Source organism: Actinomadura sp. ATCC 39365, assembly GCF_054392275.1.
On record NZ_CP184335.1, the window covers coordinates 9627675 to 9650124 of the forward strand.

The 22450-nt window shown below is 71.9% G+C and carries 22 protein-coding genes and 1 tRNA gene; 11 read left to right on the top strand and 12 right to left on the bottom strand.

The genetic code is table 11. The annotated features are described in order from the left end of the window. Positions 1 to 6 precede the first annotated feature (6 nt). From ACNF49_RS46045 to ACNF49_RS46060, 4 genes are all read right to left on the bottom strand, one after another. Positions 7 to 1149, bottom strand: coding sequence for a nitric oxide synthase oxygenase (locus ACNF49_RS46045; protein ID WP_357979433.1), 1143 nt, complete (start codon positions 1147 to 1149; stop codon positions 7 to 9). Positions 1150 to 1390: 241 nt separating this feature from the next. After that, positions 1391 to 1675, bottom strand: coding sequence for an effector-associated constant component EACC1 (locus ACNF49_RS46050; protein WP_482945674.1), 285 nt, complete (start codon positions 1673 to 1675; stop codon positions 1391 to 1393). After that, positions 1648 to 2112: a hypothetical protein gene (locus ACNF49_RS46055; RefSeq protein WP_482945730.1), complete on the bottom strand. Its 465-nt coding sequence runs from the start codon at positions 2110 to 2112 to the stop codon at positions 1648 to 1650. The genes ACNF49_RS46050 and ACNF49_RS46055 overlap by 28 nt, the downstream gene beginning before the upstream one ends. Positions 2113 to 2315: 203 nt before the next feature. Then, positions 2316 to 2387, bottom strand: a tRNA-Asn gene (locus ACNF49_RS46060). Between the two features lie 126 nt (positions 2388 to 2513). On the opposite strand from ACNF49_RS46060, the gene ACNF49_RS46065 reads away from it, so the two are divergent. Then, positions 2514 to 2831, top strand: coding sequence for a YtxH domain-containing protein (locus tag ACNF49_RS46065; RefSeq protein WP_352318894.1), 318 nt, complete (start codon positions 2514 to 2516; stop codon positions 2829 to 2831). Between the two features lie 57 nt (positions 2832 to 2888). On the opposite strand, the gene ACNF49_RS46070 is transcribed toward ACNF49_RS46065, so the two are convergent. Genes ACNF49_RS46070 through ACNF49_RS46080 form a run of 3 tightly spaced genes read right to left on the bottom strand, consistent with a single transcriptional unit; the run spans position 2889 to position 4824 of the window. Next, entirely contained in the window at positions 2889 to 3362 is a 474-nt protein-coding gene (locus ACNF49_RS46070; protein WP_357979431.1) for a hypothetical protein, read from the bottom strand. Then, the gene (locus ACNF49_RS46075) at positions 3359 to 4633 is read right to left on the bottom strand and encodes an amylo-alpha-1,6-glucosidase (RefSeq protein ID WP_357979429.1); all 1275 of its coding nucleotides are present in this window, start codon (positions 4631 to 4633) and stop codon (positions 3359 to 3361) included. The genes ACNF49_RS46070 and ACNF49_RS46075 overlap by 4 nt, the downstream gene beginning before the upstream one ends. 32 nt (positions 4634 to 4665) lie before the next feature. Further along, positions 4666 to 4824, bottom strand: a complete 159-nt coding sequence (locus tag ACNF49_RS46080; protein ID WP_352318900.1) for a hypothetical protein — start codon at positions 4822 to 4824, stop codon at positions 4666 to 4668. A 176-nt stretch (positions 4825 to 5000) separates the two neighbouring features. On the opposite strand from ACNF49_RS46080, the gene ACNF49_RS46085 reads away from it, so the two are divergent. The 7 genes from ACNF49_RS46085 (at position 5001) to ACNF49_RS46115 (ending at position 13290) form a co-directional block, all read left to right on the top strand. Beyond that, entirely contained in the window at positions 5001 to 6167 is a 1167-nt protein-coding gene (locus ACNF49_RS46085) for a hypothetical protein (RefSeq protein WP_482941683.1), read from the top strand. Then, a complete protein-coding gene (locus ACNF49_RS46090; RefSeq protein WP_357979425.1) occupies positions 6164 to 8344 on the top strand; it encodes a serine/threonine-protein kinase in 2181 nt (726 codons plus the stop codon). The genes ACNF49_RS46085 and ACNF49_RS46090 overlap by 4 nt, the downstream gene beginning before the upstream one ends. Then, a complete protein-coding gene (locus tag ACNF49_RS46095) occupies positions 8341 to 9198 on the top strand; it encodes a PP2C family protein-serine/threonine phosphatase (protein ID WP_482941684.1) in 858 nt (285 codons plus the stop codon). The genes ACNF49_RS46090 and ACNF49_RS46095 overlap by 4 nt, the downstream gene beginning before the upstream one ends. Beyond that, the gene (locus tag ACNF49_RS46100; RefSeq protein WP_482941685.1) at positions 9191 to 10477 is read left to right on the top strand and encodes a vWA domain-containing protein; all 1287 of its coding nucleotides are present in this window, start codon (positions 9191 to 9193) and stop codon (positions 10475 to 10477) included. Before ACNF49_RS46095 ends, ACNF49_RS46100 begins: the two co-directional genes overlap by 8 nt. Then, on the top strand, positions 10477 to 11115 hold the full coding sequence (locus ACNF49_RS46105) for an FHA domain-containing protein (RefSeq protein ID WP_482941686.1): 639 nt from the start codon (positions 10477 to 10479) through the stop codon (positions 11113 to 11115). Before ACNF49_RS46100 ends, ACNF49_RS46105 begins: the two co-directional genes overlap by 1 nt. 61 nt (positions 11116 to 11176) lie before the next feature. Further along, positions 11177 to 12487, top strand: coding sequence for a GlnX family signal transduction membrane protein (locus tag ACNF49_RS46110; RefSeq protein ID WP_482941687.1), 1311 nt, complete (start codon positions 11177 to 11179; stop codon positions 12485 to 12487). Continuing rightward, positions 12484 to 13290 carry a transporter substrate-binding domain-containing protein gene (locus tag ACNF49_RS46115; RefSeq protein WP_357979417.1) on the top strand — a complete coding sequence of 269 codons (807 nt, stop codon included), beginning with the start codon at positions 12484 to 12486 and terminating at the stop codon, positions 13288 to 13290. The genes ACNF49_RS46110 and ACNF49_RS46115 overlap by 4 nt, the downstream gene beginning before the upstream one ends. Before the next feature lie 63 nt (positions 13291 to 13353). Here the strand turns inward: ACNF49_RS46115 and rpoD are convergent, their stop codons facing one another. Both rpoD and dnaG read right to left on the bottom strand, forming a co-directional pair. Continuing rightward, on the bottom strand, positions 13354 to 14457 hold the full coding sequence (rpoD, locus tag ACNF49_RS46120; RefSeq protein ID WP_241563834.1) for an RNA polymerase sigma factor RpoD: 1104 nt from the start codon (positions 14455 to 14457) through the stop codon (positions 13354 to 13356). A 354-nt stretch (positions 14458 to 14811) separates the two neighbouring features. Continuing rightward, a complete protein-coding gene (gene dnaG / locus ACNF49_RS46125; RefSeq protein ID WP_482941688.1) occupies positions 14812 to 16653 on the bottom strand; it encodes a DNA primase in 1842 nt (613 codons plus the stop codon). Between the two features lie 209 nt (positions 16654 to 16862). Here dnaG and ACNF49_RS46130 point away from each other — a divergent pair, with 209 nt between their 5' ends. After that, positions 16863 to 17768, top strand: a complete 906-nt coding sequence (locus tag ACNF49_RS46130; protein WP_357979413.1) for a M23 family metallopeptidase — start codon at positions 16863 to 16865, stop codon at positions 17766 to 17768. Here the strand turns inward: ACNF49_RS46130 and ACNF49_RS46135 are convergent. Together ACNF49_RS46135 and ACNF49_RS46140 are read right to left on the bottom strand one after the other, a co-directional pair. Next, positions 17731 to 18894 carry an NAD(P)/FAD-dependent oxidoreductase gene (locus ACNF49_RS46135; RefSeq protein ID WP_357979411.1) on the bottom strand — a complete coding sequence of 388 codons (1164 nt, stop codon included), beginning with the start codon at positions 18892 to 18894 and terminating at the stop codon, positions 17731 to 17733. The genes ACNF49_RS46130 and ACNF49_RS46135 overlap by 38 nt on opposite strands. A gap of 77 nt (positions 18895 to 18971) precedes the next feature. Next, entirely contained in the window at positions 18972 to 20192 is a 1221-nt protein-coding gene (locus tag ACNF49_RS46140) for a deoxyguanosinetriphosphate triphosphohydrolase (RefSeq protein ID WP_357979409.1), read from the bottom strand. Positions 20193 to 20272: 80 nt separating this feature from the next. Here ACNF49_RS46140 and ACNF49_RS46145 point away from each other — a divergent pair, with 80 nt between their 5' ends. Then, on the top strand, positions 20273 to 20602 hold the full coding sequence (locus ACNF49_RS46145) for a hypothetical protein (RefSeq protein ID WP_482941689.1): 330 nt from the start codon (positions 20273 to 20275) through the stop codon (positions 20600 to 20602). Further along, positions 20494 to 21762, top strand: a complete 1269-nt coding sequence (locus ACNF49_RS46150) for a M48 family metallopeptidase (RefSeq protein ID WP_482941690.1) — start codon at positions 20494 to 20496, stop codon at positions 21760 to 21762. The genes ACNF49_RS46145 and ACNF49_RS46150 overlap by 109 nt, the downstream gene beginning before the upstream one ends. Here ACNF49_RS46150 and ACNF49_RS46155 read toward each other — a convergent pair. Continuing rightward, positions 21759 to 22229 carry a GNAT family N-acetyltransferase gene (locus ACNF49_RS46155; RefSeq protein WP_482941691.1) on the bottom strand — a complete coding sequence of 157 codons (471 nt, stop codon included), beginning with the start codon at positions 22227 to 22229 and terminating at the stop codon, positions 21759 to 21761. The two genes, ACNF49_RS46150 and ACNF49_RS46155, sit on opposite strands and share 4 nt — an antisense overlap. Positions 22230 to 22450: the final 221 nt, after the last annotated feature.

A 22450-nucleotide genomic window follows, 5' to 3' on the forward strand; every position in this document is an offset into this window, starting at 1 on the left:
AGCGGCTCAGCGGGTGGGGTGGCGGTGCACGTACGCGGGGGTCAGCTCGCAGGTGTCGTAGTACCGGTGGAAGACCGGGGTCGCGCCGCCCGACAGCGGCGGCACGATCCACGACCAGTCGGCCGGGCAGCGCCGTCCGGCGCGCTCCTCGCGTTCCAGGTGGGTCAGGAAACGCCGGGACTCGGTGTGGTGGTCGGTGATCGTCACCCCCGCGCGTTCGAACGAGTGCAGCACCGCCACGTTGAGCTCGACCAGCGCGTGGTCGCGCCAGAGCGAGCGCTCGGTGGAGGTGTCCAGCCCGAGGCGCTTGGCCACCTCGGGGAGCAGGTCGTACCGGTCGGAGTCGGCCAGGTTGCGCGCCCCGATCTCGGTGCCCATGTACCAGCCGTTGAACGGCGCGCACGGGTAGCAGACGCCCCCGATCTCCAGGCACATGTCCGAGATGACCGGCACGGCGTGCCAGCGCAGCTCCAGCTCGGCGAACCACGCGTACTCGGGATGCAGCAGCGGCACCTCCAGCACGGCGTCGCCCGGCAGGTTGCACAACAGCGGGTCGCCGAGCCCGGCCCGCACGACCAGCGGCAACACGTCGAACCGGCCCGGCCCGCCGCGCCAGCCCAGCTTCTTGGCCAGGTCGGTGAGCTCGGCGTTGCGCGGGTCGCCGAGGACGCCGCCGCCGTTCAGCCGGTGGCCCGCGTAGCGGACGAGCTGGTCGTTGAGCACCCGCGGCCCCGGCATGGCCGGGGTGTCCGGGGCGAAGACGGTGACGGTGGGCCTGATGCGTCCCTCCCCCGTCGCCTCGCGCAGGTGCGCCACGCACTCCACCGCCACTCCCTCGGCCGTCGTCACCTCCCGCCGGTCGCGGACCTTCAGCGAACGCCAGTACAGGCGTCCGATGCACCGGCCGCTGTTGCGCCAGGCGACCCGGGCGCCGAACTCCAGCTCCTCGAAGGTGTGGACGTAGGTGCCGTGGCGGGCGACGTCTCTGGCGACGTCGCGCAGCCGGGCGGCCAGGCCGCCGGCGGAGGGGTGCTCGGCGTGGAAGAGCCTGACGAAGCGCTCCGCCTCGCGGAGGTCCGTGGTGCGCTCGAACAGCGCGTGCACGGCATGCACATCGAAGGGACGCAGTGACCTGATCCAGGTACGCACGCGGCAACCAACATTTCGCTCAGCGGAGCGCCCCGCCGATTCCGGGTCGGCGGCACGTCCTGCCGGCGGCGCCCCTCTCCACGCCTCCGTCACGACTTCCCGCGGCTGCCGGCCGCACCCGGCCGACTCCGCCATCTTCCCGCCCCGAACCCCCGTTGTCCCCGTAACGCCAAAAATCGGTAACCCACCCACTACAACGCGTGAATCCCCTTCTTTCAGGACATGCCGATGTCCTGATCGTTCAGGGTTTCGGATCGTCAGCGATACGTGATTCCTCGAGCGCGTCGGAAATCCGCTGCGTCAGTTCCCGCACTTCCTCGCCCGAGAGGCCGCGCAGATTCGTCGCCGCCAGCTCGATCGTGGTTCCGCCCTCGTTCCGTACCCGGATGCGGACCTCGGCACCGTGTCGCCGCAGCCTGAACCAGGCCAGCAGCGCGGAGGCGAACGCGCCCAGGGCGCCCGATCCGGCCAGGACGACCGCGAGGCCGAGAACATCGGTCATCGGCCGGCCGCCAATCCGACGCAGGCGGCGCTGGCGGCCAGGGTGAGAACGAACAGCGTCAGCGAGACGTCGGCGACGGTGCCCGGCCCCGCCATGGCCACCTGGGTGTACGCGACCGCGTTCCCTATGCAGCACAGGAGCGACGATCCCACCATCATGGCTCTCATGATCTGCCATTCATGACCGAAGGGCGCGAAGACCAGTTCACCCACCGCCGCGGCGGCCAGCGCGGAGGACGCGATGAAAAGCTCCCCCTTGGCCAGGATGGACATCCAGCTGAACCGCTGAGGCGACATGACGCCACGCAAGGCATCGATCCAGATGGGCAGCAGGCCGAAAATCACCCCGAACACCACCCAGAGCGTGAGACGCCCGACGATCTGACGCGCCCTGGCACGCGTCAGGCCCGCCGGCGGAGTGCGGCCCTGCTCCGGGCTGAGCGGTGCTTCAGACGTGGTCAACGGCTTCTCGCGGAGTGAGGAGGACGTTCACTGGACCCGTTGTGAATGTACAACTTCTCGACGAGGGCGTCAGCGAGATGGCTTTCTGGAGCCCACCCTGCCGTCCCATCCGTACGCGACGGGGGACCTCTCCGTGGAACGCATCAGGCCCTCTCACCTGTCGGTGAGAGGGCCTGAACTGCCAACCTCTTGGTTGACTGCAGCTCCCGCGATAGGACTCGAACCTATAACCTGCCGGTTAACAGCCGGCTGCTCTGCCGTTGAGCTACGCGGGATCGTACGTTCGCCCTGCTGGTCGGGCCTGTTGGGCCCTTCCTTCGTGCGCAGGAATAGATTAGCGCACTCCTGGAGTGCGTGTCGCATCGCAACTGGGGTAGGCCGGGAGACAGCGGAGGTGCAAGATGCGTTATCGGATGACATTTGCGGTCGGTCTGGCTGTCGGTTACGTGCTCGGCAGCCGGGCGGGCCGCGAGCGGTACGAACAGATCAAGCGGGCGGCCCAGCGTGTGGCCGACAGCCCGAGGGTCCAGGAGGCCGCGGGGGTGGTCGGCGCGCAGGCGTCGAGGCTGGCCGGGGCGGCCAGGGAGAAGGTGGGCGGGACGCTTCAGGAGAAGATCCCGTTCCTCGGCTCCGACGGCCACCACAGGTCCGGCAGCGGCTGGCCCGAGGAGGAGGATCTCGCGGAACGGAAGTCCCGCGAGACCGGCATCCCCTACTGAGGGGGTCTCCCCCGAGATCCGGCCCCGAGATCCGGCGCGGCACGGACGTGTGATCCCTCACACGCCCATGCTGCGCCGGACGCCTTCCAGGGCCTGTTCGGCCTGCGCGCGCAGGCCCGGGTCCGCCGGATCGAGCCCCTCGTCGAAGACGAGCGTCCAGCCCAGCACCTCGCCGCCCGGCGGGCGCCTGGCCACCAGCCGTACGCCGCCGCGCCCCGGCAGGCTGACGTGCTTGTTGACCACGATGGTGGAGTTCACCCGCTCGCGCACGGTCTCGGGCACCATCCGCGGTTCGGCGACGCGCTCGAAGTGGCGGGCACCGGCGGTGGTGACGACCCGCAGCCCCTCGTCGTCCCAGGACGCCTTGTCGATCTCCTCGTACGGCACCCGCGTCCCGTCGGACAGGAACAGGGCCAGATTGGTGGCCACCAGGTGACCGTCGCCGGTCTCGGTGAACGTCAGCACCCGCTCCCCCGGCCGGGTGTCCAGCGATCGGCGCACGTCGGCGGGCAGGCGGCGAAGAATGCTCATATCTCCACGGTATCGGCGAGCAGGTCGAGGGTGAGCGCCGCGCTCCAGGAGAAGTCCCGGCACCCGCGCCCGCTGCCGTCGAACGGGTCGAAGCACTCGCGGAACCCGGCCTGCCGGACGAGCCGCAGGGTGCCGTTGGCGAGCTGCCGGCCGAGCTGGTCGAGCGAGTGGACGGCGGCGGCCCGGCGTAACAGCCAGTTGGTGTTCACCCAGGACGGCCCGCGCCAGTAGCGCGTGCGGTCGAACTGGGCGGCGCGGATCTCGCAGCTCGGCACCGGGTAGCCGGTCGCGCCCATGAACCGGGCCGACTCCAGCACCTCGACGCAGGCGTGCAGCTGGTCGCTGGGCAGCCCGGGATCGAGCAGCGGCCCGAACGCGCCCACCGTGCAGACCTTGATCAGTCGGCCGGAGCGCAGGTCGCGGGGGTAGAAGCAGCCGTCCCAGAGCCGGTCGAGCATGGCCTGCCTGATGCGTCCGGCCTGTTCGGCGTGTGGCGCGGGGTCGGCCCCGGCCACCGGCGCGAGCTCGGCCAGCGCCTGGCAGGAGGCGAGCCAGATGCCGTTGAACATCGGGTCCTCGACCGCGAACGGGTGCTCGTCGCGCAGGTACTCGGCGCGGTAGCCGGCGTCGCGGTACCGCATGGCCAGCCAGACGTAACGGTCATGGTCGCTGTCGGGGTGGCGGTCGGCCAGCTCCACGCTGCGGTAGCCGTACCCGATGGCGGGCAGCGCGGCGAGCGGCTGGTCCCAGGCCGGGCTGTCGTCCATGCCCGACTCCCAGGGGTGGACGATCGCCGCCAGCCCGGCGCCGCCGAGGTCGCGGGCCGAGGCGAGGTAGTGGTGCTGGGCGACGAGCAGCGGGAACGTCCGCCGGACGAACGCCACGTCGCCGGTGTGCCGGTAGAGCCACCGCAGCGCCAGCGCCTGCAGCGGCGGTGAGGTGAGCCCGGAGGTGCAGACCCTGGGCGCCGACGCGTGCTCCTGCGAGCGCCAGACCGACGGCCCGGGGAAGTACGCCTCGCGGGTGTGGAAGACGATGTGGGGCACCATGCCGGTCGCCCACTGGCCGCTCAGCAGGCTGAGCAGCTCCTCCCGGGCGCGCTCCGGGCGGTGCCTGGCCAGGCCGATGACGACGAACGCGGAGTCCCAGCTCCACTGGTGCGGGTAGAGACCCGGCGCGGGCACGGTGCCGCTGCCCGTCCAGTTCGCCTCGAGCACGGCCAGCGCCTCGCGCCCGAGCGCGGCATCGTCAACCGCCGGCCGCGCCTCCATTCACTCACTATGCCTTGGGAAGCGGGCGGAAGCTACGGCCTCTTGGCCCACTTCGCGACGAACGTGACACCGAGGACGACGGCGCCGATGATGAGAGCCCACTTGAGAAGCGTGAAGACGAAACCCACGAGCGGGCCGACGAGAAGCAGTGCGACGATGATCGCGGCGATGATCAGAAGGATGCGTGCCATGTCTCCACCGTAGGAGATCCTTTAAGCCGTTTGCAGGTGACCGAGGGTTGAATCAGGGACAAGTCAGGGTCACCCCTACCCTTTGGAACCAACCGGTCAAGACTCCCGTTGAGCCGGTAGGACACGGGGCGTCGGGGGCCCTCTTCACGGGGAGCGTGATGAGTCTGGGACCACCCATGAGCAGGGAAGGCGCCGAGTACGCGCTGCGCGCTCGGGCCGACGAACGTGACCGGATCTCCGGCGACCTGCTCGATCTCGAATCCCACACCACGTACCAACTGCTCAAGGGCGCGACGCTGGACGGGGTGACGCGGCAGCGCTGGGCCGCCGTCCAGGGCGCGCTGACCCGGCTGTGGCTGCTGAACGACGCCTACCGGGCCGTGCTGCGCAACGCCGAGCAGGTCAGGGCGGCGCGCGCGAAGCTCGGCGCCGAGCAGCTCGACGAGCTGACCCGGCTGCTGTCGGGCACGTCCGTCGTGCTGCGGGCCGCGGCCAAGCCCGTCGAGCAGCGCTCGTTGCTGCCCGAGGCCGACGAGCGGCTGACCCTGGACGAGACCGTCGCCCGCATGGACGGCGCCTTCCGCGAGGTCACCTCGGCGCTCAACGACATCGACGCCGTGTGGAACGCCGTCCTGCCCCGGCTCGACGACGCCGACCGTGCCCTGCGCGAGATCCACGACCTGGAGCGCGAGCTGGGCGAGAGCGTCGGCCTGGAGGCGCAGGAGTCGGAGCTGCGGCGGATGCGCGCGGCCCTGCTCGCCGACCCGCTCGGCGCGGGCGTCGGCCCCGACCTCGGCGGGGTCGCCCGCGTGCTGGCCGAGGCCCGCGCGGAGGTCGACCAGGCGATCGTGGTCAAGCGCGAGTACGCCAGGCGCCGCGAGGACCTGGTGGCCGCCCTCGACCGGGTACGCGCGGCCGAGAGCGAGGCCAGGCTGGCCCACGGCGCGGTGGTGGTCAAGATCGCCCTGCCGCCGCAGGCCCGCCCGCGCAGCCGGGTCGAGGAGCTGACCGGCGAGCTGGCCGCGCTCGACGCCTCGGCCGACACCTGGGTGCTACGGGCCAGGCGGCTGGCGAGCGTGGAGAGCGAGGCGGAGAAGGCCGCCGACCGGGCGCGGGCCACCGCCAAGGCCCTGTACGGCCTGGTCGGCAGGCGCGACGAGTTACGCGGCCGGCTCGGCGCCTGCCAGGCCATGGCGGTGCGCAAGGGCATGGCCGAGGACCCCGGCGTCACCGCGTGCTTCGAGCGGGCACGATCCCTGCTGTGGAGCGCTCCCTGCGACCTGACCGAGGCGGCCGCCGCGGTCGAGACCTACCAGCGCGCGATACACGGAGGTAAGCCATGACCCGCTGCGCGCAGCCGGGCTGCACCGGCACCATCGAGGACGGCTACTGCGACCTGTGCGGCAACGCGGCGGGCGCGCCGCCCCCGGCGGTGTCCGTCCCCCAGCAGGCGTCGGCCCCGGCGTCGGGGCCGCTCTCGGGTCCGCTCTCGGGCCCGCTCTCCGGGCCGGTGAACACCCAGCCGGTGAGCCGGTCGCTGACCTCGCCGGTGAGCAGCAGCGGCAGGTCGCGGGCCGGGGTGCTGGGCGGCATCGCCGACCTGCCGTCCGTGCCGTACCGGGATCCGGCGACGGCCGTGATGGCCGATCCGCAGGTGCCGGAGGAGAAGCGGTTCTGCGCCAACCCGGCCTGCGGGGAGCCGGTGGGCCGGTCCCGGCAGGGCCGTCCCGGGCTGACGGAGGGGTTCTGCCCGCACTGCCGCACGCCGTACTCCTTCACCCCGAAGCTGGCCAAGGACGACATGGTGGCCGGGCAGTACCGGGTGCTCGGCTGCCTGGCGCACGGCGGTCTCGGCTGGATCTACCTGGCCGCCGACGAGGCCCTGGACGGCCGCTGGGTCGTGCTCAAGGGCCTGCTCAACACCAACGACGCCGAGGCGCTGGCGGCGGCCGAGGCCGAACGCAAGTTCCTCACCACGGTCGACCACCCGAACATCGTCAAGATCCTCAACTTCCAGCTCTCCGGCGGCCTCGGCTACATCGTCATGGAGTACGTCGGCGGCCAGTCCCTGCACGAGCTGCGCCGCCAGGGCCCGCTGCCGCTGCGCGAGGCGCTGATCTACGGCCGCGAGATCCTGCACGCGTTCGGCTACCTGCACGAGAACGGCCTGGTCTACTGCGACCTCAAGCCGGCCAACGTGATCCGGGTCGGCCGGCGGCTCAAGCTGATCGACCTGGGCGCCGTCCAGCCGGTCGGCTCGCCGCCCGGCACGTCCTGGGCGACGGTCGGCTACCACGCGCCCGAGCTGGACACCCATCCCTCGTCCGTGACCTCCGACCTCTACACCGTGGCCAGGACCCTGGCGGTGCTGACGATCCCGTCCTGGAGCCCGGCCAAGGGCGGCGTGGCCAGCGCGCTGCCGCAGGACTGCGGGCACGAGTCGTTCGCGCGGCTGCTGCGCAAGGCCACCGCGCCCAACCCCGCCGACCGGTTCCAGAGCGCCTGGGAGATGGAGGAGCAGCTCGTCGGGGTGCTGCGGGAGATCAGCGCGGCCGAGGATGGCGTGCCGTTCCCGGCGCCCTCGACCCTGTTCGGGCCCGAGCGCTCGGCCGTGTGGACGGCGCTGTCGGACTCGCGCCAGGAGGTGTTCGGGCCGCTCGACCCGGCCGTGGTCGCGGTCGAGCTGCCGGTGCCGCACGTCGATCCGCTCGACCCGGCGGCGGGCGCGCTGGCGGGCCTGCTCGGGTTCGACGGCAAGGAGCTGTTCGACCAGCTCTCGGCGATGCCGCCGACGCCCGAGACCCGGCTCATGCGCGCCAGGCTGCTGGCCGAGGCGGGCGCCGCCGAGACCTCGTCGGCGCTGTCGGAGCTGGCACAGCAGTTCCCCGGCGACTGGCGGACGACCTGGTACCGCGGGGTGCTCGCGCTGGCCACGCGCCAGACGGACACCGCGGTGACGATGTTCGACGCGTGCGTGTCGGCGCTGCCCGGCGAGCTCGCGCCCAAGCTGGCGCTGGCGTTCGCGCTGGAGTGCGCCGGCAGGCAGGCGGCCCACTGGTACAACGCCGTCTGGCGGACCGACCACTCCTACGTCAGCGCCGCGTTCGGGCTGGCCAGGACGGGCCGCGTCAACGTGCTGGACGAGGTGCCGCCCACCTCCAGCTACCGGGTTGCGGCGCAGGTGGCGCTGGCCGCCTCGGTGTTCCGCCGGACCGACCTGAGCACGGTGTCCGCCGCCGACCTGGTCGGCGCGGCCGGGCGGCTGGCCAACCTGGCCGACCTCGACCCGCGCCGCCGCGACCTGCTCACCGCCGAGCTGCTGCGCTGCGCGCTGGCCTGGCTGGCGAACAACCCCGCGCCGCCCGGGACGAAGCTGGCCGAGGCCGACTTCACCGAACCGGGGCTGCGCAGGCGGCTGGAGTCGATCTACCGGAAGCTCGCGGTGGCGGCCGGCTCCCGCCATGAACGCCACGCGCTCATCGACGAGGCGAACGCCGTACGACCGAGGACGTGGCTGTGACGGAACCCGTACCGACCCTCCAGAACTGCCCGATGTGCGCGTCCCCTGTCGTCCAGGGGGACGTCTACTGCGAGCGGTGCGGGCACGCGCTCGGCGCGCCGGTCTGCACCTCCTGCGGCGCGGCCGCGGTGGACGCGGAGGGCTACTGCGAACGTTGCGGCGCCCGCCAGCCCACCGGCCGCGACCACGCCGAGACCGTGCTCGACGGCGGGGCCGCCGCCGTGACCGACAGGGGGCTGCGGCGCGCCCGCAACGAGGACGCCATGGCGCTGCTGACCACCGGCGACGCCGTGGTCACGGTGGTGTGCGACGGCGTGGGCAGCTCGCCGCGGGCCGACGAGGCCTCGGCCGCGGCGGTGCAGACCGCGGGGGCCGCCCTGGCCAGAGGGGCGTCCGCGCAGGAGGCGTTCGAGCTGGCCGGGAAGGCGGTGACCGCGCTGGCGACCTCCGTGGACGACGCCCCCGCCTGCACCTACGTCGCCGCGGTCGCCGGCCCCGGCGGGATCACGCTGAGCTGGGCGGGCGACACGCGGGCGTACTGGCTGCCCGGCGAGGCCCCCGGGCAGGGCGTGCTGCTGACCGAGGACGACGTGGTCCCGACCGGCGAGATCACCGCGTGGCTCGGCGCGGATTCCGGCGAGGTGTCGCTGCACGTGCGCACGCTCGCCCCGGGGGCGCCCGGCCTGCTGCTGGTGTGCAGCGACGGGCTGTGGCGCTACCTGGACGGCTACCGGTTCCCGCAGACGGGAACCCCCCTCGACATGGCCCGCGAGATGCTGCGCCACGCACTGGCCTCCGGCGGCCAGGACAACGTGACGATCGTTCTCATCCCCCTAGGAGAAACGCATGGGTGACCAGCCCACGTTCACGCTGAACATCGACCAGAACAAGTACCTGTCCACCGACGCCCGCGAGGTGCACGCGATCCTCACCGTGGCCTCCTCCGGCGGCGGCTTCGCCCAGGCCGCGCCCACCGAGGCGGCCGAGGTCATCATCGTCGACACCTCCGGCTCGATGAGCGGCGGCAAGATCCGCGAGGCCCGGCAGGCCGCGGCGGCGGCCGTGCACGCGCTGCGCGACGGCGTGCACTTCGCGGTGATCGCCGGGACCGAGAAGGCCAGGGTCGTCTACCCCGGCGGCAACGCCAACCTGGTCAGGGCCACGCCCGCCACCCGCGCCGAGGCCGAGCGGGCCATCAGCAGGCTGCTCGCGCACGGCGGCACGGCCATCGGCGAGTGGCTGAAGCTGGCCGGGCATCTGCTGAGCGGGTACCCGAACGCGATCAGGCACGCGCTGCTGATGACCGACGGGCAGAACAACGAGCGTCCCGAGGTGTTCGGGGCCGTGCTGCAGGGGTGGAGCGGCAAGTTCGTCTGCGACAGCCTGGGCGTGGGCGACGACTGGGTGCCCGCCGAGCTGCGGAAGGTCGCCGAGGCGATGCTCGGTTCGTTCGAGTTCGTACGGAACCAGAGCGATCTGGCCGAGTTCTTCCGCCGGGTGACGCAGACGTCGATGAGCAAGACCGTGGCGGACCTGTCGCTGCGGGTGTGGGTGCCGCAGACCGCCAAGCTGAAGTTCGTCAAGCAGGTCTCCCCCACGCTGCTCGACCTGACCGGCAAGCGCACCGACGTCAACCCGCTGACCGGCGACTACCCGACCGGCTCGTGGGGCCGGGAGGAACGCGAGTACCACCTGTGCGTCGAGGTGCCGCCGGGCCAGATCGGCCAGGAGATCAGGGCGGGCTGGGTGAAGCTGGTGCGCCCCGACACCCAGGACGTCGTGGCCAGCGGCAACGTGCTGGCCCAGTGGACCGACGACCTGGCGCAGTCCACGCAGATCAACCGGAAGGTCGCCCACTACACCGGCCAGGCCGAGCTGCACGAGCTCATCCAGGACGGCCTCAGCGCCCGCGCCGCCGGGGACGTGGAGGCCGCGACCGCGCGCCTGGCCAAGGCCAGGGAGCTGGCCGCGGAGTCGGGCCGCGAGGACACCGCCCGGCTGCTGGAGAAGGTCGTGGAGGTCGATCCAGCGACCGGCACGGCCCGGTTGCGCAGGAACGTGGACAAGGCCGACGAGATCGAGCTGGACACCGGTTCCGTCCGCACCAGCCGGCTGCGTAAGGGCGAGGGCTGATGGCGACCTGTCCCCAGGGGCACGCCTCCGGCTCCGACGACTACTGCGACGTCTGCGGCGCGCAGATGGGCGGGACGCCCGCCGCGTCCCAGCCCCAGCCGGTGGCGGCGGGCGCCGGCGGGGGTGACGACGCCTGCCCGGTCTGCCAGACACCGCGCGCCGGGCAGTTCTGCGAGGTGTGCGGGCACGACTTCACCGGCGGCGGGGGCGGCGTCCCGCTCCCGGTGCGGGGGGCGCGGTGGGAGGCCGTCGCCGCCGCCGACCGCACCTACTACGAGAAGGTGGTCGCCGAGGGCGGTCCCGACGCGGCGCGCATGGCCTTCCCGCCGTACTGCCCCGAGCGCTCGTTCGGGCTGGTCGGCGAGCAGGTGCGCATCGGGCGGCGCAGCAGGGCCAGGAACCTGGCGCCGGAGATCGACCTGACCGGCCCGCCCGAGGACCCGGGCGTGTCGCACCTGCACGCCGTGCTGCTGGCCCAGCCCGACGGCACCTGGACGCTGGTGGACCCGGGCTCGGCCAACGGCACCCAGGTCAACGGCAGGACCGTGGAGATCAACACGCCCGTCCGGGTCGGTCCGGGCGACCGGATCCACCTGGGCGCCTGGACCGTCATCACCATCAGGGAGGGGACGCCGTGACCCTGGTGCAGAACCCGGGCGCCCTCGTCCCGGCGGGCGCCGCCCCCTGCCGCGCCACAGCGTGCCCGGCCGCATCCGCGTCATCTCCGGCGTCACCGTGGCGGCGCTCGCGCTGCTGTTCGCGGCGCTCGGGGTGGGCAGCCTGACCGCCGGCGACGGGCTGCAGGTCATCGGCCGCGACGCCGGGCCGCAGGTCGTCGCCACCGCCGGGCTCTACCTGGCGCTCAGCGACATGGACGCCCAGGTCGCCAACGCGCTGGTCATGGGCGACCAGTACGGCCAGCAGCGCCGCGAGGCCGTCGACCGGTACGAGCGGCGGCGCACGGAGGCCAACCAGGCGCTGCTGAAGGCGTTCGAGCTGGCCGGCGACAACGCGGCCGAGCGGCGGACCGTGCAGTCGGTGCTGGACGGGCTCGGCCGCTACGAACGGCTCGCCGGGCAGGCGCTCCTGCTGAACGAGCAGGCCCGGCACGCGCCCGGCGCGCCGCCGGACGGTGTCGTGGGCACCTACCGGCAGGCCACCGACCTGATGCGGCTGGTGCTGCTGCCGCAGGCCTACAACCTGACCCTGGAGAGCGGCACGATCGTCCGCCGCACCTACGACGACAAGAACGCCATGGTCCCGCTGCTGCGCTCGGCGGTGCTGCTGGCCGGGCTGCTCGCGCTGGGCTGCCTGATCTGGCTCCAGGTCTTCCTGGCCCGGCGTTTCCGCCGGGTGTTCGGCCCGGCGCTGCTGGTCGCCACGCTGGCCACCGTGATCTCGCTGATCCTCGGCGTGAACGTGCTCGGCCAGGACCAGACGGACCTGCGCACGGCCAAGACACAGGGCTTCGACTCGGTCCTGACGCTGGCCAAGGCCCGCGCGATCAGCAACAGCATGCAGGGCGACCAGAGCCGCTACCTGCTGGACAAGGACCGCGCCGACACCTACGAGCACACGTTCCTGGACAAGTCGCAGTCGGTCGTCTACTTCGAGTCGGGCAACCTCACCCAGTACCACGCGAAGGTGGCCGCCGACGCCGGGGCGGCCCGGGGCATGCTGGGGCCCGAGCTGACCGGCCCGGAGGGCACCCGCGTGCTGGACGCGTACCGGGCCTTCCAGCAGGCCGACACCTCCTTCCGGGCGCTGGCGCTGGAGGGCAGGACCGCCGAGGCCGTGACCGCCAAGCTCGGGCCGGTCACCGCCGCGTTCGACGCCTACGACCAGGCCCTGGTGGCCCTGGCCGAACGGCACGAGCGCACCTTCGACCGGTCCATCGACGCCGGCGAGAACGCGCTGGACAACCTGTGGCGGCTGCTGCCGTTCGCGATCGCCGGGATCGGGCTGCTGATGATCGCCGGGGTGTGGCCGAGACTCAAGGAGTACCGTTGAAGCGGGCACTGGTAGCGGCCCTGGCCCTGACCGCGGTGGCCGCCGCGGGCTGCGGGACCGGCGGCCGGGAGTCGATCCTCGACAAGGACTCCATCGTCATCGCCGTCCGGTCCGACCTGCCGTCGGTGGGCTTCCGCAAGCCGGGCGGCACCTTCGAGGGCTTCGACGTCGACGTCGCGCGTTACGTGGCCAAGCGGCTGGGCAAGGACTTCAAGCTGATCCCCGTGCTGGCGGGCGACCGGGAGAAGGTGCTGCTCCAAGGGCGGGCCGACATGGTGGTGGCGACGTACACGATCAGCATGGACCGTAAGGCGAAGGTGCTGTTCGCGGGGCCGTACCACATCTCCTACCAGGACATCCTGACGCGGCCGGACGACAAGGTGAACAACGTCCGGGAGCTGAAGGGCCGCCGGATCTGCGCGGTGGAGGGCTCGAACGCCGCCGAGCGGGTCGTGGAGGAACGCAGCGTGGCGGCCAAGCTGGTGCCGTTCAAGGACTACGCGTCGTGCCTGAGCGCGCTGAAGAACCGGCAGGTGGACGCGGTCACCACCAACGACGTGATCCTGGCCGGCCTGGCCAATCAGGACGGCTCGGGGCTGCGGCTGGCCAACGCGCAGTTCAACGAGCAGCGAAGCGGGGTGGGCCTGCACAAGGACGACGTGCCGGGCTGCGAGGCGGTGAACCGGGCGATCACCGACATGTACCAGGACGGCACCGCGGGCAGGCTGCTGCACAAGTGGTTCGGCAAGGCGGGCCTGAACCTGGACAACATCGCCGTGCCGCAGTTCGAGGGCTGCTCCTGAGCCCGCCGCCCGGCATGCGGACGGGCCCGGCACGCTCGCCGGGCCCGCCGCGGGGTCGAAGGGTCAGTCCAGGTAGTCCCTGAGCATCTGCGCGCGCGTCGGGTGGCGGAGCTTGGCCAGGGTCTTCGACTCGATCTGCCGGATGCGCTCGCGCGTCACGCCGAACTCCCTGCCCACCTCCTCCAGCGTGCGCGGATGCCCGTCGGCCAGGCCGAAGCGGAGCTGGATGATGCGCTGCTCGCGGTCGGACAGCGTGGCCAGGATGTCGTCGAGCTGGTCCTGCAGCATGATGAAGGCGGCGGCCTCCATGGGCACGACGGCGTCGGCGTCCTCGATGAAGTCACCGAGGTCGGAGTCCTCCTCGCCGATCGGCGACTGCAGGGACACCGGCTCCTGGGCGATGCGCTGGATCTCCACCACGCGGTCGACCGGGAGGTCCATCTCCTTGGCGATCTCCTCGGGGATGGGCTCGCGGCCGAGGTCCTGGTGGAGCTGACGCTGCACTCTGACGAGCTTGTTGATGGTCTCCACCATGTGCACCGGAATGCGGATGGTGCGCGCCTGGTCGGCGATCGCCCGGGTGATCGCCTGCCTGATCCACCAGGTGGCGTAGGTGGAGAACTTGTAACCCTTCGTGTAGTCGAACTTCTCGACCGCCCGGATGAGCCCGAGGTTGCCTTCCTGGATCAGGTCGAGGAACAACATGCCGCGGCCCACGTACCGCTTGGCGATCGACACCACGAGCCTGAGGTTGGCCTCGATCAGCCGCTGCTTGGCCCTGGTGCCCTGCCAGACGAGCTCCCTGAACTCCGGGAAGGCCAGACGCGAGACCCCGTTGGCCAGCTTGTCCTCGGCGAACAGGCCGGCTTCGATCGACTTGGCGAGCTCCACCTCCTCCTCGGCGGTCAGCAGGGGGACGCGGCCGATCTCCCGCAGATAGATACGGACGAGATCGCTGGTCGGCGCCCGCTTGCCTACGTCCTCCTCATCGGCGCGGGTGGACTCCTCGTCGCCCTGGGGCTCGAGGACCTCCACGCCGTTCTCTGCGAGCATCCGCACGACGCGTTCCAGCGCGTCGGACGGCAGCTCGGATCGGTCAAGCGCGGCGGCGACGTCATCGACGGTTACGCTTCCGCGCTCCCTTCCCTTCGCGACGAGGTCCGCCACCTGATCTACCGATGGCGGCCCGCTTGGCAGCACCGATGCACCCACGGGAGACAGTCTGCAGTATTGGTTCCATCAAATGGCAGACCCATTTTTGTTGCGGAAGGTAAGACGATCAGCATTACCGAATTGAGATCGAGTAAAGGTTTGGCCCGAGTTTGATCAGGAAAGAAAAGTCAATTACGCGGTCTGGAATCCCACGTCCGGCGACGTCCGCCGGCCGGACGTATCTCTTTCGCTGCCCGGATGATGTCCGACATGCCGCTTAACGGCAGCGCGGACCGGCCGGGATTCCCCGTACACCCCCGGTTCACCGGCCGTCCCCGCTGCCGAACTGTTATCAAAAGCCCCCGGCGGTCAGCTTCCCGCGGCGCGGTCGCGCAGCACCCGGCGCTGCTGTTCCAGCGCCACCAGCTCGCCGAACAGCTTGTTGTACTCCTGCTGCTCCTCCACCGGGTTGAGGCGCTGCATGCGGGACTTGGCCTGGGCGATGGCCCGGTCGACCGCGATCGCCTCGATGGCCGCCAACATCGCCCCCGCGTAACGCTCCTCGGCGTGCGCGTCGGCCTGGATCGGCTCCACCGCGAACCTCGTCACGAGCCCCCTGGCGCCCTCGTCGTGGGCGTGCTCCAGCAGCCGGTCGACCCACTCACGGCCGCCGTGACCGGCCGCGCCGGCGCCTCCGGCGGCCTGGATGACCTTGTGCAGCGCGACGTGGTCGGGCGCGGTGAAGGCCTGCGGGTCGAGGGCGTCGAAGCGCGGCCCGAGCAGCGCGGGCCGCTGGACGGCCAGCTTGAGCAGCTCGCCCTCCACCCGCACGCTCGGATCGACGGGAGCCGCCTTGGGGGCGCGCTGGGGGCGGCCCTGCTGGGTGTTGGCGACCTCGCCGATGCGCTGCATGACGAAGCGCTCGTCCATGAACCCGAGCCAGCGGTCGAGGTCGATGGCGTAACGCTTGCGCAGGCCGACGTCCTTGATCCCGGCCACGATGGGCGCCGCCGCGTCGAGGGCGGCGATCTTGCCCTCGTTGCTGCGCAGGTCGTAGCGGGAGATGGTGCTCCTGATGGCGAACTGGAACAGCGGCTCGCGGCTCGCGATGAGGTCGCGCACCGCCGCGTCGCCCTGCTTGATCCGCAGGTCGCACGGGTCGAGGCCGTCGCTCTGCACCGCGACGTAGGTCTGCGTGACGAACTTCTGCTCGTCGGCGAAGGCCCGCAGCGCCGCCTTCTGGCCGGCCGCGTCGCCGTCGAAGGTGAAGATGACCTCGCCGCGGAACTCGGCCTGGTCGAGCAGGAACCGGCGCAGGATCTTGATGTGCTCCTCGCCGAACGACGTGCCGCAGGTGGCCACCGCGGTCGGAACTCCGGCCAGATGGCAGGCCATCACGTCGGTGTATCCCTCGACGATCACCGCCTGGGCACGCTTGCTGATCTCTCGTTTGGCGAGATCAATGCCATAAAGGACCTGGCTCTTCTTGTAAAGCGGCGAGTCAGGCGTATTCAGATATTTCGGACCATCGTCGGAATCGAGCAACTTGCGTGCGCCGAATCCGATCACGTCGCCCGTGGCGTCCCTGATCGGCCAGATCAGCCGCCCCCTGAACCGGTCGATCGGCCCCCGCCTGCCCTCCTTGGCCAGGCCGCCCTTGACCAGCTCGTCGGCGGTGAACCCGCGCCCCATCAGGTGGCGCGCCAGCGCCTCCCATTCGGCCGGCGCGTAGCCGACGCCGAACGTCTCGGCGTCGGCGCGCTCGAACCCGCGCTCGGACAGGAACCGCCGCCCCGGGGCCGCGTCGGGCCCGAACAGCTTCTCGGCGTAGAACTCGGCGGCCACCCGGTGGGCCTCGATCAGCCGGGCCCGCTCACCGTGGTCGCGCTTGGGGACGTAGCCGCCCTGCTCGTACTGGAGCTGGATGCCGGCCCGCTGGGCCAGCCGCTCGACCGCCTCGCCGAACGGCAGGTGCTCGATCTTCTCGACGAACGTGATCACGTCGCCGCCTTCCCCGCAACCGAAGCAGAAGTACATGCCGCGCTCGGGGGTGACGTTGAACGACGGGCTCTTCTCGTCGTGGAAGGGGCACAGGCCCTTGAGGTTGCCCCCTCCGGCGTTGCGCAACTGGATGTGCTCGCCGATCACGTCGGCGATGGGGGAACGCTCGCGTACGAGCGCGATGTCGACATCACGGATCCGGCCAGCCACGCCGGTGAGTCTATTCCGCCCGACCGACGGTTCCGCCCCTCGCGGGGTGTGCCGCGGCCGGTGAACGGCGGGGCACGGGCTGTCGACGGCCGGGGAAGACGGGCGTCACCTCTGGGTTGCTAAAGCGGGAAACTGGTGATGCGGAGTCCCGTGGTCGGCTACAAAGGTGAGGGTTGTCGGTGGAAACGGTGACACGGGTGAGGAAGACTATGCATTCCGGGCATATCGTACGGTGGGCGATTGTCGCCGGCGCCGTGCTGCTCACCGGCGCCTGCGCCCAGGCGACCGGGGTGGCGGGCGTCAGCGCCCAGTCACCCTCCACGGCCCCGGCCACGGGCACGCCCACCGCCACCCCGGCGGTCACCGCCACCATCCCCTCGCCCGGCCCGTCCGGCCAGGAGGGCGAGCAGCAGGCCGAGCGGCCGCCCAAGGGGGACGACCCGGTCAAGGTGCCGCCGCCCAAGCTGTCGAAGTTCACCTACACGTTCCCGGTCAAGGGCTGCGGCACGACCTACCAGCGCAGCCTGCTGGTGCTGCCCAAGACGACGATCTGGGCCCCGCAGGGCTGCTCGTTCGTCGCGCCGGTGGACGGCGTCGTGGACGAGGTCAACGTCAAGAACCGGTGGGCGCCCTCCACCGACAAGGGCGCCGACCGCGAGGGCAGGTTCGTCACGATCGTCGGCGACGACGGCGTGCGCTACCTCGGCGGCCACCTCGACTCCGTCGCCGACGGCGTACGGCCCGGCGTGCGGGTCAAGGCCGGGCAGCTGCTCGGCCGGGTGGGCAGGTCGGGCAACGCCCGCGACGCCGGCTCCAACCTCTACTTCGCGATCTCCTGGAAGACCGGCCCGGCCTACTGGTGGGTGCGCCGGGGCATGGTCGAGCCGTGGGACTACCTGGACGCCTGGCGCTCCGGCAACCGCACGCTCTCCCCCCGCAAGGAGACCCTGGCGCTGCGCGGCAAACTCGGCGAGACGCCGCGCTGCGCGGTCCAGTGCACGTCCAAGAAGGTGCCGCAGGCCACCAAGCAGCCCAGGAAGCCGCGCAGGACCGCCGACGCCAAGGACGACAACCCGATCACGGCGGACCCGTCGTCAACTCCTTTCGGTCAATGACGACGCCCGTCCTGATCAGCTCCTGGATCTCCGGCACGGCGTCCCTGGTGTTGACGCTCATGCCGGCGACCACCCGGCTCTCGCGCAGCCAGAAGGCGACGAACCGCAGGTCCTCCACCGACCCGCGGCAGACGATCTCGTCGTGGCCGCCGGTGTCGCCGGTGAACTCCATGCTCAGGTCGTACTGGTCGGTGAAGAGGTAGGGGATCTCGTCGTGGACGACGTCCTGGCCGAGCATGGCCCGGGCGGCGGCCGGACCGCCCTTGAGCGCGCCCGACCGGTGCTCGACGCGGACGTGCCTGCCGTACAGGGGGTGGAAGGGCTCGGCGGCGTCGCCGGCGGCGTACACGTCGGGGTGCGAGGTGCGCAGGGAGGCGTCGGTGCGGATGCCGTGCCGGACCTCCAGGCCCGCGTCGCGGGCCAGCTCCACCTCGGGCGCGACGCCGATGCCGGCCACCACGAGGTCGGCCGTCAGCCGCTCCCCCGTGCTGAGCCGTACGCCGGTGCCGGTGACCTCGGCGACGGCGGTGCCGAAGCGCAGGTCCACCCCGTTGCGGGCGTGCAGGCGGGCGAACACCGCGCCCAGCTCGGGGCCGAGCGCCCGGTGGAGCGCGGTGGGCTCGGGCTCGACGACGGTGACCGGGCAGCCCGCCGCGCGGGCCGCCGCCGCGCTCTCCAGCCCGATCCAGGACGCCCCGACCACGATGACGCTGCCGCCCTCGGCGAAGCGCCGCCTGAGCGCCTCGCAGTCCTCGACGGTACGCAGGTAGTAGGCCGGGCCGGGCAGGCGCCTCGGCGTCGCCCCGGTCGCGATCAGCAGCTTGTCGTAGGCCCGCCGGGACCCGTTGGCGAACCTGACGACGTGGTTGCGGGGCTCGATGCGGGTGACGGGCAGGCCGAGCCGCAGCTCAACGTCGTTGTCGGCGTACCAGCCGGGGGCGTGGACGTAGATCCTCTCCCGCTCACTGCCACCCCGCAGGTACTCCTTGGACAGGGGCGGCCGCTCGTACGGGCGTTCGCTCTCCGCGCCGGCGAGCACCACCTCGCCGGCGAAGCCCTCCTCGCGCAACGTCTGCGCGGCCTTGGCTCCCGCAAGGCCCGCGCCGACGATGACATATGTAGCCATGCGCGCAGTATCCGCCGACGAGGCAGGTCCGCAAAGCCGCTCGTGGGGGCGGTTTCACCGGCCCCGGCGGCATGGCGTCACGTCGACAGGCGCCGGTGCCAGGCCACGGCCGAGGTGTCGGTGAGCGAGGCGATCTGGTCGATCACGACGCGCACCCGCGCGGCGTCGTCGGGGGCGTCGACGAAGGCGGGACGGAAGGCGGGTTCGAGGGTGCCGGGAGCGCCGAGCGTGATCAGCGAGGCCAGCTCGGTGATCAGCTCGCGCTGCCTGGCCTGGTTGGCGTGGTGGCCCTCGGTGGTCATCACGTAGTGGGCGGTGACGCCCTTGAGCAGGGCGCACTCCAGCAGCGTGGCGCGCGGCACGACGAGGTCGGCGCGGTGGCGGGCGCCGTGGACCTCCTTGGTGGCGGTCTGGGCCGAGCGGCAGAACCGGCCGATCAGGCCGCTGGTGAGCGCCTTGAGGCCGGCCAGGTCGGCGAGCGTGGCCTCGAACCGGCGCGGCCACAGCGGGTCGGCGATCAGCTTGGCGAAGACCTCCTCCAGCTCGTTGAGGTCGGCGCCGGGCGCGTACCAGGTGCGGGTGATGCGGGCCACCGCGCCGCGCTCCACGGGCGACTGGAGCGCCTCGGGGGTGACGTGGCCGGAGTGGAGGGCGTCCTCCAGGTCGTGGACGGAGTAGGCGACGTCGTCGGCCCAGTCCATGATCTGGGCCTCGAAGCTCACGCGGCCCTCCGGGGCGCCGTCCCTGATCCACTCGAAGACCGGCAGGTCGTCGTGGTAGACGCCGAACTTCGGGGACTTCTCGCACGTCCAGGGGTATTTGACGGAGGCGTCGAGGGCGGCCCTGGTGAGGTTGAGTCCGGCGCTGCGGCCGTCGTCGGTCAGGACCTTGGCCTCCAGCCTGGTGAGCAGGCGCAGGCTCTGGGCGTTGCCCTCGAAGCCGCCGCACGAGGTGGCCAGCGCGTTGAGCGCCACCTCGCCGTTGTGCCCGAACGGCGGATGGCCGAGGTCGTGGGCCAGGCAGGCGGTCTCGACCAGGTCGGGGTCGACGCCGAGCGTGGCGCCCATCTCCCTGCCGACCTGGGCGCACTCGAGCGAGTGGGTCAGCCGGGTGCGCGGGATGTGCTGGCCGCCGCCGAGCGTCTCGCCGGGGCCCACGACCTGGGTCTTGGCCGCCAGCCTGCGCAGCGCGGCGCTGTGCAGGACGCGGGCGCGGTCGCGTTCGAACGCACCGCGGCCGGGGTTGCCGGGTGGTTCCGGGACCCATCGTTCCTGGTCGTGCTCGTCGTAGTACGACATTGGTGCAGTGATTTTATCCAGTTTCCTGTCTCCGCTAGTGTCGAGCCTCGCGAGAACCCCTTCCCCGGGAGCCCTCCCCCATGACGACAGCGTTCCGAGCGGTGCTGGCCTTCAGTCTGCTCGCCGGCTTCTACGTGCTGGTCGGCGTCATCCTGGTGGCCGCCGTGTTCTTCGACGTCCTGCTGCTGGTGGACTTCCACACCGCGGCGCTGAAGGTCGCGATCGTGCTCACGCTGGCGGCGGGCGCGCTGGTGCGGGCGCTGTTCATGGTCGGCAGGAGGCAGGGGGCGAGCTGCCGGGCGTGCCGGTGGGGCGCGAGCACGAGCCCGCCCTCTGGCAGGCGGTGGAGGACCTGGCCCGGCGGGTGCGCACCGCGCCGCCCGACGAGATCCGGCTCGTCCCCGAGGTGAACGCGGCGGTCTCGGAGGACACCCGGTTCCTGGGGCTGCGCGCGACGCGGCGGCGGATGTTCATCGGGCTGCCGCTGCTCCAGACGCTCACCGTCGACGAGATGCGCGCCGTGCTCGGGCACGAGCTGGGCCACTACAGCGGGGCCCACACGCGGCTCGGCGCGCCCGTCTACCGGGGGCGGGTCTCGCTGATCGCGACCGTGCAGGGGTTGGGCAACCATCCGATCATTCAACGGCTCTTCGCCTGGTACGCCAAGCTCTACCTGCGGGTTTCGCAGGCCGTGTCGCGCCGTCAGGAGCTGGAGGCCGACACGTTCGCGGTGGCGATCGGCGGGCGCCAGGCCATGTCGGGCGCGCTCCGCAAGATCCACGACACCTCCCTGGGCTGGGAGCTGTACGCCGGCGACTACCTGTCGCTGACCGGCGTGGGCGGCACCCGGCCCGCCTCGGTGTTCGGCGGTTTCCACGCCCTGATGAACGACCCCGGCCGGCAGGCCGAGATCGCCAGGCTGGGCGAGCGGCCCGAGGAGGTCTCGCCGTACGACTCCCATCCCAGCCTGGCCGACCGGCTGGCGGCCATCGCGGTGCTGCCGGAGCCCGAGCACGTCCCCGACCCGCGTCCGGCGCTGACGCTGCTGCGCGACCCCGACGTCGCGGCCGAGGCGGTGGAGCGGTCGATGTGGACGCCGGAGGCGCTGGCCGGGCTGCGCCCGGTGCCGTGGGACGAGCTGGTGGCCCAGGGCATGTACGCCGGGCGCAACGCCGAGGCCCTGCACGACCTCGCGGTGGCGGGCCAGCGGGTGATGGGGGCCACGCGGCCCTACCTCGACGCGGCCTTCGAGTCGATCGCCAGGGGCCGGCAGGCCGAGCTGGCCGAACAGCTGCGCGAGCTGGGCTGGAAACCCTCGGAGACGCTGCTCGCCGGGGTGCTGGGGCAGGCCCTGGAGGCGGTGCTGATCCAGCTCGGCGAGGCCAGGTGGACGCTGTCCTGGTCGGGCCCCGCCCGGCTGCTGTTCGAGGACGGCGAGGAGGTGGCCCTGGCCGAGTACGCGGCCCGGGTCGCCGGCGATCCGGAGGCCGTGGCCGGGCTGCGGCAGTGGCTGGGCGACCACGGGATGCGGCACGACTACGTACCGGCCGAGGAGGCCCTGCCCCGCTAGCCCGCCGCGGGCGGCCCGGCGGCCGGCCGGCGGATCATGAGGACGTCGACCTGGTCCTCGCCCTCGACGGTGAAGCCGTGCCGCTCGTAGAGCCGCTGGGCGGCGCTGCCCCGCAGGACGACCAGGCGCACGGTCGCGCGCTCGGCGTCGGCGCGGTCCAGCAGCGCGCGCAGGACGGCCGTGCCGAGCCCGCGTCCCTGGACGGCGGGGGCGAGGTAGAAGTGCTCCAGCCGGCGCCCGTCCTCGGCGGGGCGCAGGGTGACGCAGCCGGTGAAGGCGCCGTCGGCCAGGATGACGGAGGTGTGCCCGGGGGCGAAGGAGTCGCGGAAGCGCTGCCGTACCCGGTGCTCGTCGAAGCGGCCCAGCCGTTCCAGGTCGGGGCGCATCACCGTGGCCCGCAGCTCCGCGATGGCCTCCACGTCGTCCGGTCCGGCGGTCCGCAGCTCCCATTCCAGGAGATCTTTCATGGCGGAAAGTATCCCAATGGCCGGTTTTGGCGCGATCTCCGGGGTTCGTGGACAGGAAATCAACAGATCCTCAACCGTGCGCTCCTACGATCCGTCGCAAGGAGCGCTCCTCCAGGGGCGCCGGTAGGGAGGGAACCCTCGTGAACTTAGGCGTCCCGGAGATCATCATCGGTTTCGTGCTCTTCTTCCTCCTGATCGGGGTCGTGGTGTTCACCGCCGTG

Excerpts from the sequence above, each read along its gene's own strand:
- ACNF49_RS46065 (WP_352318894.1), top strand. The coding sequence starts at position 2,514 with ATGCGTTATCGGATGACATTTGCGGTCGGTCTGGCTGTCGGTTACGTG.
- ACNF49_RS46070 (WP_357979431.1), bottom strand. The coding sequence starts at position 3,362 with ATGAGCATTCTTCGCCGCCTGCCCGCCGACGTGCGCCGATCGCTGGAC.
- ACNF49_RS46075 (WP_357979429.1), bottom strand. The coding sequence starts at position 4,633 with ATGGAGGCGCGGCCGGCGGTTGACGATGCCGCGCTCGGGCGCGAGGCG.
- ACNF49_RS46080 (WP_352318900.1), bottom strand. The coding sequence starts at position 4,824 with ATGGCACGCATCCTTCTGATCATCGCCGCGATCATCGTCGCACTGCTT.
- ACNF49_RS46085 (WP_482941683.1), top strand. The coding sequence starts at position 5,001 with ATGAGCAGGGAAGGCGCCGAGTACGCGCTGCGCGCTCGGGCCGACGAA.
- ACNF49_RS46090 (WP_357979425.1), top strand. The coding sequence starts at position 6,164 with ATGACCCGCTGCGCGCAGCCGGGCTGCACCGGCACCATCGAGGACGGC.
- ACNF49_RS46100 (WP_482941685.1), top strand. The coding sequence starts at position 9,191 with ATGGGTGACCAGCCCACGTTCACGCTGAACATCGACCAGAACAAGTAC.
- ACNF49_RS46105 (WP_482941686.1), top strand. The coding sequence starts at position 10,477 with ATGGCGACCTGTCCCCAGGGGCACGCCTCCGGCTCCGACGACTACTGC.
- ACNF49_RS46130 (WP_357979413.1), top strand. The coding sequence starts at position 16,863 with ATGCATTCCGGGCATATCGTACGGTGGGCGATTGTCGCCGGCGCCGTG.
- ACNF49_RS46135 (WP_357979411.1), bottom strand. The coding sequence starts at position 18,894 with ATGGCTACATATGTCATCGTCGGCGCGGGCCTTGCGGGAGCCAAGGCC.
- ACNF49_RS46140 (WP_357979409.1), bottom strand. The coding sequence starts at position 20,192 with ATGTCGTACTACGACGAGCACGACCAGGAACGATGGGTCCCGGAACCA.
- ACNF49_RS46145 (WP_482941689.1), top strand. The coding sequence starts at position 20,273 with ATGACGACAGCGTTCCGAGCGGTGCTGGCCTTCAGTCTGCTCGCCGGC.
- ACNF49_RS46155 (WP_482941691.1), bottom strand. The coding sequence starts at position 22,229 with ATGAAAGATCTCCTGGAATGGGAGCTGCGGACCGCCGGACCGGACGAC.